Raw genomic sequence first — 14,814 nt, forward strand, 5'->3', positions numbered from 1 at the left:
TTCTGATTCGAGCTAAAACGCTCATCGTCGCACTATGTTTTAAAATTCCCATTCGATTCGTGGTAATGCTCTGGATACCTTAATCGTTGCATTCGCCACTTCTTTTACTTCTGCCATAATTTGTTCAGCATCTGCTTGTGGTGGAATATGCGTTACCACCAAGTGTTTCACTTTAGCACGATTAGCTAATGTCGCAACTTCTTCACTCGTCATGTGTAGGACATTTTGCCCAAATGAACGGCTAAAATTCGTATCTACCACTAAAACATCTGCACCCGTTGCAAACTCAACCAAAGAATCTTGCCAGCCCGAATCTGCTGTATAAACTAATACTTTGCCTGTCGACTCTTCTTCTAATCGAATGGCTGCACACTCCACTGGGTGAGTCGTTTGAATAAACTGCACTTTAAAAGGCCCAATCGTCATAGGTTCTTGAATACGATATGGTAACGCTTTTGTACTCGCATCATCCATCATAATCGGCCATAATTTCGAATTTTCGTTCAAATAAATTGGAATCATTCCGTGTTCACTGGCTGGTTTTTTCAAGAAAAACAAATGTTGAAAAATACCAATATCTGCACTATGGTCTGGGTGGTCATGACTTAACCAAACAGCATTTAATTGATTAACTGGCAAATAATGTTCAATCGCCAAGGCTGAGCCACTACCAGCATCAAGTAACAAATGAAACTGTTCGTCCGTTGAAGTAACAACATACGAGGTAGTCCCATTGTCACCCATTGGATAGCCACCAGCTGACCCTATACAATATAATTTCATGTCGTATCACCTACGCATTATCACGAATTTGTTGTACACTCTCATGATTTAAACGTTTAATAATCGCAGTTACCAAACGAATCGTATTTTTATAATCATCTTCATGAATCATTGAAGTATGTGAATGTAAGTAACGCACTGGAATTGTAATCGCAATGGACGGAATACCGTCTAAACTTTGATGTTGTGCCCCTGCATCAGTACCACCACCTGTAATAAACGTATATTGGAATGGAATGTTTTCTTCTTCAGCAATATCAATTACAAATTCACGCAAACCTTTATGTGCAATCATTGAGGCATCATAAATAATCACTTGTGGCCCTTTACCTAATTCACTATCCGCTTCTTTCGGTGTCATGCCTGGAGTATCACCCGCTGTACCTGTATCCAAAGCAATCGTAATATCTGGACGTAATAAATGTGTCGCAGCTTTCGCTCCACGTAAGCCCACTTCTTCTTGAACATTAGCACCAGAAAATAATACAGTGTCATGCCCTGAAACAACTAATTCACGCAATACTTCAATCGCTACGGCTACACCGATACGATTATCCCATGCTTTCCCTAATAAAAATGGCGTGCCGTTTAAACGGCGAGTTTCGATATAAGGTGTAATCATATCGCCTGGACGGATTCCCCACGATAATACTTCTTCTTTCGAGCTAGCACCTAAATCTACAAAAACATCTTGTAAATCTACTGGTTGTTTGCGGGCTTCAGCTGATAATACATGGGGTGGTTTTGAACCTGTTACACCATGGAATGTTTTACCATCACGTGTAGTAATCGTCACTTGTTGTGCTAATACCACTTGGCTCCACCAGCCACCGATTGGTACGAATTTTAAAAATCCTTTGTCAGTAATTTGGCTAACCATAAAACCAACTTCGTCCATGTGCCCTGCAATCATGACACGTGGGCCGTCTGCCTTACCAGTATGTTGTGCAAACACACCACCTAATCCGTCTTCTAAAAATGTTTCAGCAACATCTTTGGTTGCATCTTTAAATAGTTGACGAATTTGACCTTCATTCCCACCAATACCATTGGCTTGAGTTAATTGAACTAATAATTCTTCATTAATCGACACTGTAAAAATCACTCCTTGATATTGTCCATGCAGGAGAGTTATTTCGCTCATTTATCGGATACTCAACGCTTAAACGAAATCCTATCCCCTTGCATTTTCACTTTGACTTGCTGATTTTTATTATACTAAAGTTATATTCGTTTGTCATGAATATTAAAACAACCGAGTCTGTTGAACTTACTTCCATAATAGAATTAATTCATTGCATTTGAAAATTTAAACATATTACTCTAACAAATACCGTCTGTAACTATGGGGATATTGAAATCAAAATCTAGTTCCAACAAAAAAAATCAGGAGCATTCGATGATGCCCCTGAACTAGTGATAGTTGTTATCATTAATATTTTGGAGAGAGAGAGTTTTTGTTTGCTATCACTTTATACTGTAAGTATAATCCCACTACTTAAAATAAACTTAAAAGCACAAAAACTTTTTCACCCAATCTCGACTTATCGAATACCTTTTTTATTACGCTTAGCTTCCTTAATGACACGTCGTGCACGTTTACGTGTTTTTATATTTGGACTATCTAAGTAACGATAAGCATTTGATGTATTCATTGCAGTCATCAACTCACTCCTTTTTAGTCTGATTCGTTAGGATTGATGAAATTACCAGCTAGCTTTTTTAACACCCGGAATTAATCCTTTATGTGCTAACTGTCTGAAATTAACCCGCGATAAGCCAAATTTACGCATATAGCCACGTGGTCTTCCGTCGATTTTATCACGCAACTTCAAGCGATTCGGATTTGAATTTTTCGGTAAAGCAGCTAATCCTGCGTAATCCTTATTTGCTTTTAATTCTTTTCGAATTTCTGCATATTGTTCTACCAATTTCAATTGTTTCTCATATTTTGCGATTTTTGATTTTTTTGCCATTGAGCACTCCTTTTCTAACTCGCTTGAATCAGCTTGTTCCCATTTCAGAAAATTCCTTGTACAACGAGAATCTTCTCAAACAGACCAAACCAAAACACCTTATCATACACTCTATTATTTTTTCACTTCTCTAAAAATTGCACGACGTCTTAATTTTGGAGAATATTTTTTCAACTCTAAACGATCTGGATTATTACGTTTATTTTTACTTGTAATATAGCAACGTTCTCCTGTTTCTGTACATTCCATTAAAATATTTACTCGCATACTTAATACTCCTTTTCTTTTGTTAATCGTAACAATTATCATTATAGAGTAATGATTACGATTTTTCAACTATTTTTATAAAAATGTTTAACTTAGAGAATTTGTCGTGTTCTTGTCATGCTTGATTATAATTGTTATAATAACACTACAGGAAACGGATTCGTTGATATTTAGTCGAACAACATACTACCTACTTCAATCCATTACCTTAAAAGCAGTACCATAAAGTAAGTTGAAGCGAATACCATTGATGCTACTGTTAAGAATGATTGAGCACATCTTTCTTTGCAACATCGCACTTTTTCACTTCATACTAAACACAAGCAGAAAGGATTATATTACATGAAATTAATTGGACTCGTTGGTACAAATTCTTCTAAATCAACCAACCGACAACTATTACAATTTATGTCAAAACATTTTACTGACAAAGTAGAAATCGAAGTACTAGAAATTAGTCACTTACCCTTCTTTGACAAACCGCAATCGATGATTGTACCGGACATTGTGAAAGAATTAGCAGCAAAAATTGAAGAGGCAGACGGTGTTATTATTTCGACACCTGAGTATGATCACGCAGTACCTGCTGCATTAATGAATGCTTTAGCTTGGTTATCATACGGTATTCACCCATTATTGAATAAACCAATCATGATTACTGGTGCATCATATGGAACTCTTGGTTCTTCTCGTGCTCAAGCGCACCTACATCAAATTCTTAACTCCCCTGAAATTAAAGCTCGTGTTATGACCGGATCTGATTATTTATTAGCACACTCTTTACAGGCTTTTGATGCAAATGGCGACATGATTAATGAAGAAAGCAAAGAAAAATTATCGAAAGCACTCGATGATTTCCGTGTCTTTGTAAAAATTACACAACAATTATCAAATACATATGACTTATTAGCAAAAGAAGTCGAAAACTTCGATTGGGAAAAATTATAGGAGGCTGCTCATGAAAATTATTGGACTAGTAGGCACAAATGCTGAACAATCATATAATCGTCAATTATTACAATATATTCAACGTAAATTCAAAAACTTGTTCGAAATGGAAATTATGGAGATAAAAGATTTACCTCTATTTAACCAAGACGAACCAGGAGATGATTTTGCGATTCGTCTATTAGATAATAAAATTAAACGTGCCGACGGTGTCATTATCGCGACACCTGAACATAATCATACCATTCCCACAGCCCTAAAAAGTGCTTTAGAATGGCTATCATTCAAAGTTCATCCTTTAGAAAATAAACCTGTTATGATTGTTGGGGCTTCTTATTACGACCAAGGTTCTTCACGTGCCCAACTACATTTACGCCAAATTCTTGACGCACCGGGTGTTAATGCCTATGTATTACCAGGAAATGAATTTTTATTAGGTAAAGTTAAAGAGGCATTTGACGAAAAAGGTAATTTAAAAGAGCAACGTACGATTGATTTCTTAGAATCATGTTTACAAAACTTTGTTCAATACGTCAATGTAATCGCAGCATTGAGAAAACCACAACCAATTGCTGAAGAAGATTTAACTGTATCTGGTAAAATTGCGACAACCATTGAGGGAGTAGACCCAGATGATCCTGAATGGGTTGAAAAAGCTGCTAAAATTGTTGGGGCTGCTGAGGGTAATGATTATGTCAAATTAGATCGTGGTGTCTTAACAGTAGACCAATTAAATATGTTTATGCGTGCAATGCCGTTTGAATTTACTTATGCTGATGACAACAACCAATTCTTGTACTATAACCGTCAACATCAAGACCCAAGTCAAATGGTTGGCCCACGTGCTCCTGAACAAGCAGGTAATCGTCTATCTACAGTTCACCCACCGCATACTTATAAAAATGTTAGCTGGGTAATCGGAACATTACGTGCAGGTAATCAAGATCATGTGCGTGTAATTGTACCACAACCAAATAAAGAGTTAATTAATGTCCACAACTACCAAGCAGTGTACTACCCAGACGGGTCATATGCCGGTATTAACGAATTAATCTTCAACTTCAAACCATGGTTGGATTGGTATCTTAAAGAAACTGGTCAACGTTTAGTCGGTGGTGCAGGTTCTGTTGATGCAACAAGTAGTGCCAGCCAAAGTGGTGGTGACTATACGCCGGACGCAACAAGTGGTGCAAGCGAAAGCACACCAAATGCCGACGCAACAGCTGTCGATACAACAAGCGGTGCAAGCGAGCATTAATACATAGTGTGAAGTGGCCGCTTGCCAACCCACACGAACCAAAATATACATAGTGCGGCAAAGAGCTGTTTGACATCACTTCCTGTCTACTCTTTTCCACAAAAATTAAAAGCTCTGTACACATTGCGTGCAGAGCCTTTTTGCTATTCAATATATTGAGCCATACCTAATGACTGATGAACACCATATTGCTGGTCAATCACGAGTGCTTCAATATCTGGTTGTAGTGCCACTTCTGCTAAAGCAGCCATAATGCGTTTACCGAATAGTCGAGTCGTCCATATTTCGCCGTCACAAGACAATTTTGATACTATCGTAATACTTGCCATTGCACTATCAATCGGATACCCTGTTTCACTTGAAAAAATATGATGATACGTTTTGCCATTGACTGTCAGTTGTCGCTCGTAAATTCCACTTGTAACAACGGATTGATTTTTAATTTTCAATATCGCCACATGATTCCCCCTTGGCAATGTTGGATTTTGAATTCCTACACGCCAATAGCCGTCAGCTTGATTTGGATTCTCACCAAAAGTCAGCACATTTCCACCTAAATTAATTAAAGCTGCTTGAGCACCTTGCTGCTTCAAATAGTCAACTACTCTGTCTGCAATATATCCCTTTGCTAATGCACCTAAGTCTATTTTCATGCCTTTTTCTTCTAAAAATACAGATTGCTGCTCTGTATCTAACAAAATTTTTTCAGGTTGAATCAAAGATAATACTGCTTTTATTTGTGTATCCTCGGGTAATTTAGCGTCACTGAAACCGATTCGCCACAATTGAACTAGTGGTCCAATCGCAATATTCAATTGACTCTCATACGGAAGTGAATGCTTTTTCCCAATTTGAATTAATTCAAATAATTCGTCATTGACTACTACCGGTTGAACTCCTGCTTGATGATTGATTTCCATTAATTCAGAAGTCGCACTATTGGCAGAAAAACGCTGCTCGTACATTCGCAATAACTGATCTACTTCTTGAGTTTGCTGTTCAGCATTATCTGAAATAATCGTCATGGTAATATTCGTTCCCATTAATCGTAGGGAATGATGTGCTATGCTCATATTCTACTACTCCTTTTCGCTAACTCTTACTTAAGTCACTTATTGTCGTACTATATTTAACGTTTCCAGTACCAATTTAACCCTAAAAGATGTGCTAAATAAATACCAGCTAACATCACTTTAAGCCAATTTTTCGGAACGATTAAAATAGCAATTAGAAAGACGATTGTTAAAGAAAGATACACTCGACGTTTCTTTTCTTGGGTAATGCTCTTTTTCACAAATGGCTCGTGAACATATTCTTGGTAAAACTTAGTTCCAGTCACATAACGATATAATCTATCCGAACTGCGCCCAAAAAAGTATGCTGCTGCTAAATAAAAAATCGTCGTTGGAATACCTGGCACATAAACTGCTACAGTTCCAATCACCAAACTGATACTTCCAAAAATAAAATATATTAGTTTCTTCATAATTGCCTACCTATATTTATGTGTACAATTCATTTTTCATTAAACTAATAATTGCACAACGAAAAATCCTCTTAATTATCATTATCTAATAATTAAGAAGATTTTTCCATTTATTTTTCACACTAATATTTGGTGCCAGATAGCCAATCACTATTAATGCTTAGCTTCAGAACAGAATATGTGTTCAAAATTCTCGAATAAAATTTTATCAACTACTTTTGGTGCCAGATTATTTTCAACAACTAATTCATGCAAATAATCTAAAAGTGGAAAATGTAATTCTTTGCTATAAATATCCGTCCCAAAAAACAATCTATCTTGAAACTCTTCAATAAATTTAATGCCGTATTCTTTATCTCTCATAATCGCATTTCCACCACTATTGGCAGATAAATCACAATAAAGATTCGGATATTTTCGTAGTAATTCTTGTACTCTTCCCTCTTTAATAATACTTCCTTTAGGATATCCGTTTCGTTCTTCCGGTGTGGAATTAAAAGAATGTTCATCCATTTCATACCAAAAAGCCTGAGAATGACCAATCACTATTAATTGAGGAAATTCTTTTAATACTTTCTCTACTCCTGGGAGTTTTTCTTCATCAAACACACCGTAATACGTAGGCAATTGGGTACTAATATGGAAAAGTATCGGCAATTGTAATTTTTCAGCTGCTTTAAACAAAGTAAAATATTCCGCTGAATCAATCGGCTTATTTTCTGTTAATTCTCCAACACCAATAGCACCTAATCTCTTTTCATTCAATAAACGTTCTTCTATGCTATTCATATCTTCTAACTTAATGAAACACATATATTTAAAACGTTCAGGATATCGTTTGATAATTTCTCGGTTCATTTTATTTGAACCTAACTCGTTATCGATCTCTGACTGACTCATTAGCACTGAGCATTTAATCCCACGTTCATTCATTGAATCAACCATTTCCGATGCACTAATAACATCTTGTCCATTAATTTTATACCCTTCTTCATCAGCCACATGTACATGAATATCGTAAATCTTCATCATCTCACCCTTTATTACTTAATTTGAGCTTTGTTTTCTTTTGCAATTTGAATATTTTTTTCACTAGTCAAATTGAAAATAAAATAAACGCCGATAACCTCCATTACGGATGCAATCAAAGGAATAGCAGTTGCGATATAGCGAATATTTGAAACTACTTCAGCTGACTGTGCTTCACCCCCTGCAACAAAACCAATAATTCCTAATAATCCTGTGGCACCAAAAGAAGCAAGTGTCGATCCAATTTTTCTAGAAAAAGTATAAATTGAATATAAAGTTCCGTCTGGTCTAGTACCAAACTTATATTGATGAAATTCGATTGCATCTCCTACAAGAGCCCAAACCAACATAATAAATGACATTTGTCCTAAATTCCCTAAAGAGTTTAATAAGATATATAGCCAAATATTGTGAATTGGCACAAAGAATAATATTCCTGCTATGATTGCATTCCATATTAATATCCCTGTTAAAAATAATCTTTTATCTACTTTTTCTGTTATTTTTGGTACTAAAATAAACATGATAAAAGTGATGGGGATTTGTACATACATTGCGACTGATTGCATTTTAGGTAATTGGAAAAATTCTTTAAATAAGAAACCACCAAATTGTGAGTTACCTGTGATATAAATTAAAGAGCCTACTGATGCGAACATAATACCTAAAAGAGATCTATTTTGAAACGCTTGTTTCACCACATCAAAAAAGCGATACTGATTTTCAACATTATTTTGTACACTATCACCTATTTCAATTCGTGAATAACGTTCTTGTGTTAAGCGGAATAAAATAGTGTAACAAATAATACATAGTACAGCTGCAACAATCGCAACTAGCATATATCCTTTAGGATTCGCATTACCTGCTTTATCCCAAATAAGTGACGGAATGAAACCTAAGAAACCATATCCAACAATTGTTCCACCAATTGCTCTAGCTGCAGATAATTGACTTCTTTCATTTGTATCTCGTGTAATCGCTGACGCCATTGCACCAAAAGGCATCGACGTACCAGTATAACTCATACCGTAAAGAATATACGCTGCAGATACCCAAATTAATTTAAATGATTCACTAATATTCCAAATGGTAATATCAAAAAATCCCATTAAAATCGAAATAGCTAATGGCCACATAGCAATTTTTATCCAGGGTTTAAATTTATCTACTTTACTTAAACGAAATCTGTCTGGCAATGAACCAATAATTGGATCATTAATTGCATCGAATAATCGAGCAAATAAAAACAATCCTGACATAAATTTTGGATTAACTTTTAAAACATACGTTGTAAAAACTAAAAAGAAAGCATCAAACGTTAAATTAACAAAGCTCCCTGCCATATCACCTGCAATATATCCCATTTGGTCTTGGCGGCTAAATGGTCTTATTTCATTTTTCTCTTTCATACTATTCCCCTCTATTTCCAAATATTCATTGCCCATGCACATGCACGTTTGGCATCATTTTGAGTAATTAACCCTTGCTGCACTTGTTTTTCTATATATTCTTCAAATTTTACATAATAATTTTCTTTAGACCCATACAGTTGCTTGATTTCATCTTCAGTGAAAAATATCATCGTTCCATTCGTTGATGCTTTACCGTCATAAGACGCTTGATATTTTGCTTTAGGTACATCAATAAATGGACTGCGCACCCCACCTAAAGTATGTCCAAATTCATCTCTTAAAAATTCTCCTGCTTGATTTTTCATCAATGGCTCAATAATCTCAGGCGCTTCGCCTGTTACTACCCAGTGATGTAATTTATTCAATATCCCATTAATATAATAATCAAATGGTAAATCATTTAAACGATATTCATATTCATTATCTAAAATTCTTGGTGGACATTTTGTTTTAATTATTTCCGAATTAAGTGGAACAAGTGGACTTGCTGCATCGGTATGTGCAGCCCCAGTCATATCATAATATCGTTTCTTATTCGTTGGCGTATTACTATTTTCAATCGGTTTAACTTCGCCCCCAAACATTTTAAATAAATAATAATCATTTTCTGTATTAAACTGAATATATGGATGACTTATCTCTGCATTATGAGGTGCTCTCATCGCCATTGGAATAGTATTATCTGGCTCCTGTCTTAATGAACGTGTCAAACCACCAGATGCTAATGATAAATATCCGTCATAAGGATTACTTTTATTACTGATTTCGTAGTATGGATGCATATAATTAACATAAGTATTTAGATACATACCAGACTGTGATTGTCCTGTTAAATATAAGTACTGTACCTTTTTATTAATGCCTATTGCACTGCTATCCTCTTTAACATAAATTCCTAGCTGATGTAAAATATCCCAAACCAAGCCTTCCTCAGTGCCATCAATCGACATCGTAACAGGGTTAGCAACAGCAGGACTATTCACAACTTTGCCATTTGACCAATTTAATGATTGATAACGTTGATAATCAAAATTCTTTAATGATAATACATTAATAGGCTTTGTTGTGACACCAATATATAAATGATTATTTTCCATAATATGCAAATAACTACGACGCCACAAATCTTCAATATCATAACCATTTGAAGCATTCATAATATCAACATACCCAATACCCGAAAAAATATTATTATCAGCAGGACGTCTGACAATAATGCGAGTAGTATAATCTAAATTTTCTTCAAACACATTTACTTTCTGCTCAATTTCATTCCAATCATAAATATTCGATTGCCCTAAAATAAAATATTCTTCCTCAACAAAATCAAACTCTTTTATCTCAATAACTTTACGTGAATACTGCATCGATGAAAATAGATGTGATGTTGAGGTAACAGGAATAGGACCTGACACTTTCATAACATTAACCTCCTCATAATTAACAGCTCGAAACCTCTTACAGTCTGTATCATATAAAAAAACGCTACCATAATTCGTTCAAAATTATGACAGCATTGTATAAAATAATAACTTGTGTTTTAATTAACAATTTTTTCTATATTCCGTAGGAGAAAAACCACACATTTTCTTAAAGGTCGTTGAAAAGTATTGCGATGTTGAAAAACCTATACTCATCGCAATCTCCAAAATGCTTAAATGCGTATACTGTAAAAGTTTTTTCGCTTCTTGAATGCGTCTAATGGTAATTTTATCATGAATCGTCATACTCTTTTCTTTTTTATAGACTCGCATTAAATACTCTTTATTCATATTAAACTGCTGTGCAATTTGTGAAATAGTAATTTGATTCATAAATTCCTGTTCAATGAAATTATCTACTTTATCGCTTATTTGAACATCATTTTCTTCGATCACTCGATACTTAGAGTCACTATATGTTTCCAGCATCATAATCATAATTTCCTGTAAATCGATAACACTTTGGCTATCTTCAATCATCACGGCAAAGCTTTCAGCCAACCGATGAGCAACCATTATATCTAAATTACCTCTTAAACCAGCCATAAAATACTGTGTGTTATACGATAACATAAAATTTTTTACTGAACGTAATTGATTACTTTCAATGCGATTAATAATACCCAACCTCTTAATTGTTTCATCTTTTTCTAGTTGAAAAAATATTTTTTTAGCCAATTCTGCATTGCATTCTTGAACGGCAACTAACATTTTATCTCTTTCTTTATAGATTAATTGCAGCTCTGTTCGGTTCATATATTCATCTCCAATACAATCAATCATTTTTGCAGATAATATTTAACATTTCGATGTATCTTTACAACGGATTTCCTACTTCCTAAATCTTTTCCTTTTTCTTAGTCAGCCAGTCACGCACATTTAAAAACAACTCACATATCGATACAATGATAGCAATTGGCCCTCCAACTATGAAGAAATAACGCATCGCCGTTGGGTTAGCCCAAGTATATAAGAAGTAAATAGTCCCTAAAATAATAACCATTAGATGAAAAATGCGATTAAGTCGGCGTCTCAATAACCATTCTTTATCACTCATATTTCGCATTACTAGCACTTCCTTTCTATTCTGGCTCCAATATGCTGAAATGACATCCACTTCACAAAATCCCTCTGTGCGCTGCACGCACGCCGGTATTTTGCTCCAGTGGTTCATTTCAAATCGCACATTGTCGCACTATGTTTATTCTGGCTTCAATGTACTGAAATGACATCCACTTCACAAAACACTTCTATACGTCAGCATTCTGTTCTAGTGTACTGAATTCTCTCACAATTAGTCTTATTACTAATATCCTATCAATTTCACAAAAAATACGCAATAGATGTCCATTGAAATCTCTTGCGTATTATCACAGATTATTTTTCGTCACCATAGTACAGCACTACTTGATTTTGGACACGACTTGCTTTCACATCAATAATACGTTGATTCGAACTCCCACGAAAACGTAACGTTAAATCACATTTCGATAAAATAAAGCGTCCATCTACCAATACATCAACCATTGATAACAAGGTTTGTTTATCTTCCGTTTCCTGCATTAACTCCTCCCACGTATAGCCAGACCACACCCAAATATCCTTAGTATCACCATACGTTTGTCGCACACGTTGACATAGTTGAATCAAAATAGCCGTATTCAAAAAAGGCTCGCCACCTAATAAAGTTAGACCTTGGCAATAAGAAGCACCTAAATCATCAATAATTTTATTCTCTAATTCTGCTGTATAATACTGACCATAATTAAAGTTTTGAATAATTTTATTATAACAGCCCTCGCATGCAAAAAGACAACCACTTACATAAAGACTACATCGTACTCCCTCACCGTCAACAAAATTATACGGCTTATAATCTGCCACTTTATGCTGACTCCACTCTTCACTACGCCACTGTTTAGGTTGCATTGCTCTCATGTCAGTTAGCCCTCACATGTTTTTTGCGTGCTGAAATTTCTTTATGGCGTCCTTTCACCATTGGACGCAATTGAGGATTACCGAGATAACCACACGTACGTTTAACGACATCGCAAGTTTCTGGATTACGATTACCACAATGTTGGCATCGGAACCCACGCTCCGTCGGCATGAAATCACCGTCATATCCGCATTCATAACAATGGTCTATCGGTGTATTTGTTCCTAAATACCCAATCTTATCATAAGCAAAATCCCATACTGCCTCTAATGCTTTCGGATTTTGACGCATATTAGGATACTCACAATAATGAATAAAACCACCACTCGTGTACGGTAAATACTCTGCCTCAAATTGAATTTTCTCAAATGGTGTCGGTTGTTTACGCACATCATAATGAAACGAATTGGTATAATATCCCTTATCCGTAATATCTGCAATATCGCCATAATAACTAGTATCCATACGACAAAAACGGTCGGTCAAACTTTCAGACGGTGTAGCGTAAATACTGAAATGATAGCCAGTTTCCTCACCTTTTTTATCAGTATACTCTTTCATATGACGCAAAATATCTACCGTAAACGCTTTGGCTGCTGGATTATTTTCCCACTGCGAACCATAAAATACTGTTGCCACTTCATAAAGTCCGATATACCCCATTGAAATAGTAGCACGACGATTATTAAAGACCTTATCTACGGATTCATCGGCCGATAAACGCATGCCGAAAGCACCATGTTGATACAAGATAGGAGCATTTTCCGGCATCGCCTCTTTAACTCGTTGAATACGATACTCTAGTGCTTCAGCTACTACTGCTAAACGTTCCTCTAATAGTTGCCAGAATACTTGTTTATCGCCTCTCGATTCAATCGCAATTCGTGGCAAATTCAATGTCACCACTCCGAGATTCATTCGCCCCTCATTGACTTCATTACCCTCGTCATCATGCCACCCTTGCAAAAACGAACGACACCCCATTGGCACTTTAAAGCTGCCAGTTAAGTCGACAATTTTATCATACATTAAAACATCGGGATACATTCGTTTTGTCGAACATTCCAATGCGAGTTGCTTAATATCATAATTAGGATCTTCAGCAGAAAAATTAACCCCTTTTTTCAAAGTAAATACCAGTTTTGGAAAAATAGCCGTTCGTTTTTCTTGCCCTAATCCTAAAATACGCACATTGAGAATTGCTTTTTGAATTTCACGAGCATACCAAGAAGTCCCTAGACCAAAACCTAAGGTAGTGAACGGTGTTTGTCCTTGAGAAGTGTACAAAGTATTAATCTCATATTCCAAACTTTGCATCGCATCATAAATATCTTTAGCTGTACGTTCTTTGGCATAGGCATCTTGCTTAGCACTATCATCAATCCATTGCTTAGCAATCATTAGATGTTTTTGATAATTCTTCTCAGCATAATGTTCCAATAATTCGTCCACACGATTAACACTAGTGCCCCCATATTGACTGCTGGCAACATTCGCAATAATTTGTGCCATTTGTGCCGTTGCCGTTTGAATTGATTTAGGACTTTCGACTTGGGCATTCCCAATTTGAAACCCCTCTTCAAACATTGTTTTAAAGTCAATCAGACAGCAATTTGTCATTGGTGCGTACGGGTGATAATCTAAGTCATGATAATGAATTTGCCCTTTTAAATGAGCTTTTCTTACCTTAGGTGGTAACATTTTTAAACCGACTGCTTTCGCAATAACACCGGCACTTAAATCGCGCTGAGTATTGAACACACGACTATCTTTATTCGCATTTTCATTGACGATTGTTTGCTCTTTTTGTGTCAACTGTTGAATTTGATAATTCAAATCACTCGCTTGTGCCTCTAATGTCTGTGAAGTATGTGCATACCGAATATAATTATCTTGCCACGCTTGATGCAATTGCTCATTAACCACAATATCAGAGATGTCCTCTGCCTTAATCCTATTTTGTGTTCGATGTAATAGGGTCATACAAATAGAATCCCAAGTCTTCGTTTCTTCTTCATTCCAACCGGCACGAATTAGACTCCATTTTAATTTATGAGCATTAAACTTTTCTTGACGTCCGTCACGCTTTATGACAATCAATTGATTCAATTGCATAGTTTGCGTATGGACTTTTGACATTTTGTCACTCATAAAAACACCCCTCACACAATATATAGTAACTTAAAACTTATTTTAAACTACATATTGTGTAATGTCTATGGTTTAAATATA

At 35.7% G+C, this 14,814-nt stretch carries 16 protein-coding genes; 2 read left to right on the plus strand and 14 right to left on the minus strand.

Annotated elements, in window-relative coordinates:
* Positions 1 to 39 precede the first annotated feature (39 nt).
* From JDW14_09140 to rpmG, 5 genes are all read right to left on the minus strand, one after another.
* Positions 40 to 783, minus strand: coding sequence for an MBL fold metallo-hydrolase (locus JDW14_09140; GenBank protein ID QQD65423.1), 744 nt, complete (start codon positions 781 to 783; stop codon positions 40 to 42).
* A gap of 10 nt (positions 784 to 793) precedes the next feature.
* Positions 794 to 1,876, minus strand: a complete 1,083-nt coding sequence (locus tag JDW14_09145) for a M42 family metallopeptidase (GenBank protein QQD66545.1) — start codon at positions 1,874 to 1,876, stop codon at positions 794 to 796.
* A 451-nt stretch (positions 1,877 to 2,327) separates the two neighbouring features.
* Positions 2,328 to 2,447, minus strand: coding sequence for a putative metal homeostasis protein (locus JDW14_09150; protein QQD65424.1), 120 nt, complete (start codon positions 2,445 to 2,447; stop codon positions 2,328 to 2,330).
* A 42-nt stretch (positions 2,448 to 2,489) separates the two neighbouring features.
* A complete protein-coding gene (gene rpsN / locus JDW14_09155) occupies positions 2,490 to 2,759 on the minus strand; it encodes a 30S ribosomal protein S14 (protein ID QQD65425.1) in 270 nt (89 codons plus the stop codon).
* A 114-nt stretch (positions 2,760 to 2,873) separates the two neighbouring features.
* Complete coding sequence (gene rpmG / locus JDW14_09160) at positions 2,874 to 3,026, minus strand: 50S ribosomal protein L33 (protein QQD65426.1); 153 nt, start codon at positions 3,024 to 3,026, stop codon at positions 2,874 to 2,876.
* A 342-nt stretch (positions 3,027 to 3,368) separates the two neighbouring features.
* Between rpmG and JDW14_09165 the strand changes: the two genes are divergently transcribed.
* Positions 3,369 to 3,974, plus strand: a complete 606-nt coding sequence (locus JDW14_09165) for an NAD(P)H-dependent oxidoreductase (GenBank protein QQD65427.1) — start codon at positions 3,369 to 3,371, stop codon at positions 3,972 to 3,974.
* A 10-nt stretch (positions 3,975 to 3,984) separates the two neighbouring features.
* Positions 3,985 to 5,232 (plus strand): NAD(P)H-dependent oxidoreductase, encoded by a 1,248-nt coding sequence (locus JDW14_09170; GenBank protein ID QQD65428.1) that lies wholly within the window; start codon positions 3,985 to 3,987, stop codon positions 5,230 to 5,232.
* A 143-nt stretch (positions 5,233 to 5,375) separates the two neighbouring features.
* On the opposite strand, the gene JDW14_09175 is transcribed toward JDW14_09170, so the two are convergent.
* The 9 genes from JDW14_09175 to nrdD all read right to left on the minus strand — a co-directional run bounded on the left by JDW14_09175 (position 5,376) and on the right by nrdD (position 14,733).
* Positions 5,376 to 6,305, minus strand: a complete 930-nt coding sequence (locus tag JDW14_09175; protein ID QQD65429.1) for an FAD:protein FMN transferase — start codon at positions 6,303 to 6,305, stop codon at positions 5,376 to 5,378.
* Positions 6,306 to 6,361: 56 nt separating this feature from the next.
* Positions 6,362 to 6,718, minus strand: coding sequence for a YbaN family protein (locus JDW14_09180; protein ID QQD65430.1), 357 nt, complete (start codon positions 6,716 to 6,718; stop codon positions 6,362 to 6,364).
* 153 nt (positions 6,719 to 6,871) lie between these two features.
* Positions 6,872 to 7,747 carry an amidohydrolase family protein gene (locus tag JDW14_09185; GenBank protein ID QQD65431.1) on the minus strand — a complete coding sequence of 292 codons (876 nt, stop codon included), beginning with the start codon at positions 7,745 to 7,747 and terminating at the stop codon, positions 6,872 to 6,874.
* Between the two features lie 14 nt (positions 7,748 to 7,761).
* A complete protein-coding gene (locus tag JDW14_09190) occupies positions 7,762 to 9,159 on the minus strand; it encodes an MFS transporter (protein ID QQD65432.1) in 1,398 nt (465 codons plus the stop codon).
* Between the two features lie 11 nt (positions 9,160 to 9,170).
* On the minus strand, positions 9,171 to 10,583 hold the full coding sequence (locus tag JDW14_09195) for a hypothetical protein (GenBank protein ID QQD65433.1): 1,413 nt from the start codon (positions 10,581 to 10,583) through the stop codon (positions 9,171 to 9,173).
* 123 nt (positions 10,584 to 10,706) lie between these two features.
* Positions 10,707 to 11,399, minus strand: a complete 693-nt coding sequence (locus JDW14_09200) for a helix-turn-helix transcriptional regulator (protein ID QQD65434.1) — start codon at positions 11,397 to 11,399, stop codon at positions 10,707 to 10,709.
* An 82-nt stretch (positions 11,400 to 11,481) separates the two neighbouring features.
* Positions 11,482 to 11,709 (minus strand): hypothetical protein, encoded by a 228-nt coding sequence (locus JDW14_09205; protein ID QQD65435.1) that lies wholly within the window; start codon positions 11,707 to 11,709, stop codon positions 11,482 to 11,484.
* Between the two features lie 311 nt (positions 11,710 to 12,020).
* Positions 12,021 to 12,581 carry an anaerobic ribonucleoside-triphosphate reductase activating protein gene (nrdG, locus tag JDW14_09210; GenBank protein QQD65436.1) on the minus strand — a complete coding sequence of 187 codons (561 nt, stop codon included), beginning with the start codon at positions 12,579 to 12,581 and terminating at the stop codon, positions 12,021 to 12,023.
* A 1-nt stretch (position 12,582) separates the two neighbouring features.
* Complete coding sequence (nrdD, locus tag JDW14_09215) at positions 12,583 to 14,733, minus strand: anaerobic ribonucleoside-triphosphate reductase (GenBank protein QQD65437.1); 2,151 nt, start codon at positions 14,731 to 14,733, stop codon at positions 12,583 to 12,585.
* Positions 14,734 to 14,814: the final 81 nt, after the last annotated feature.

The organism is Aerococcaceae bacterium zg-252 (assembly GCA_016237705.1).
Lineage (GTDB): Bacteria > Bacillota > Bacilli > Lactobacillales > Aerococcaceae > Globicatella > Globicatella yangjingiae.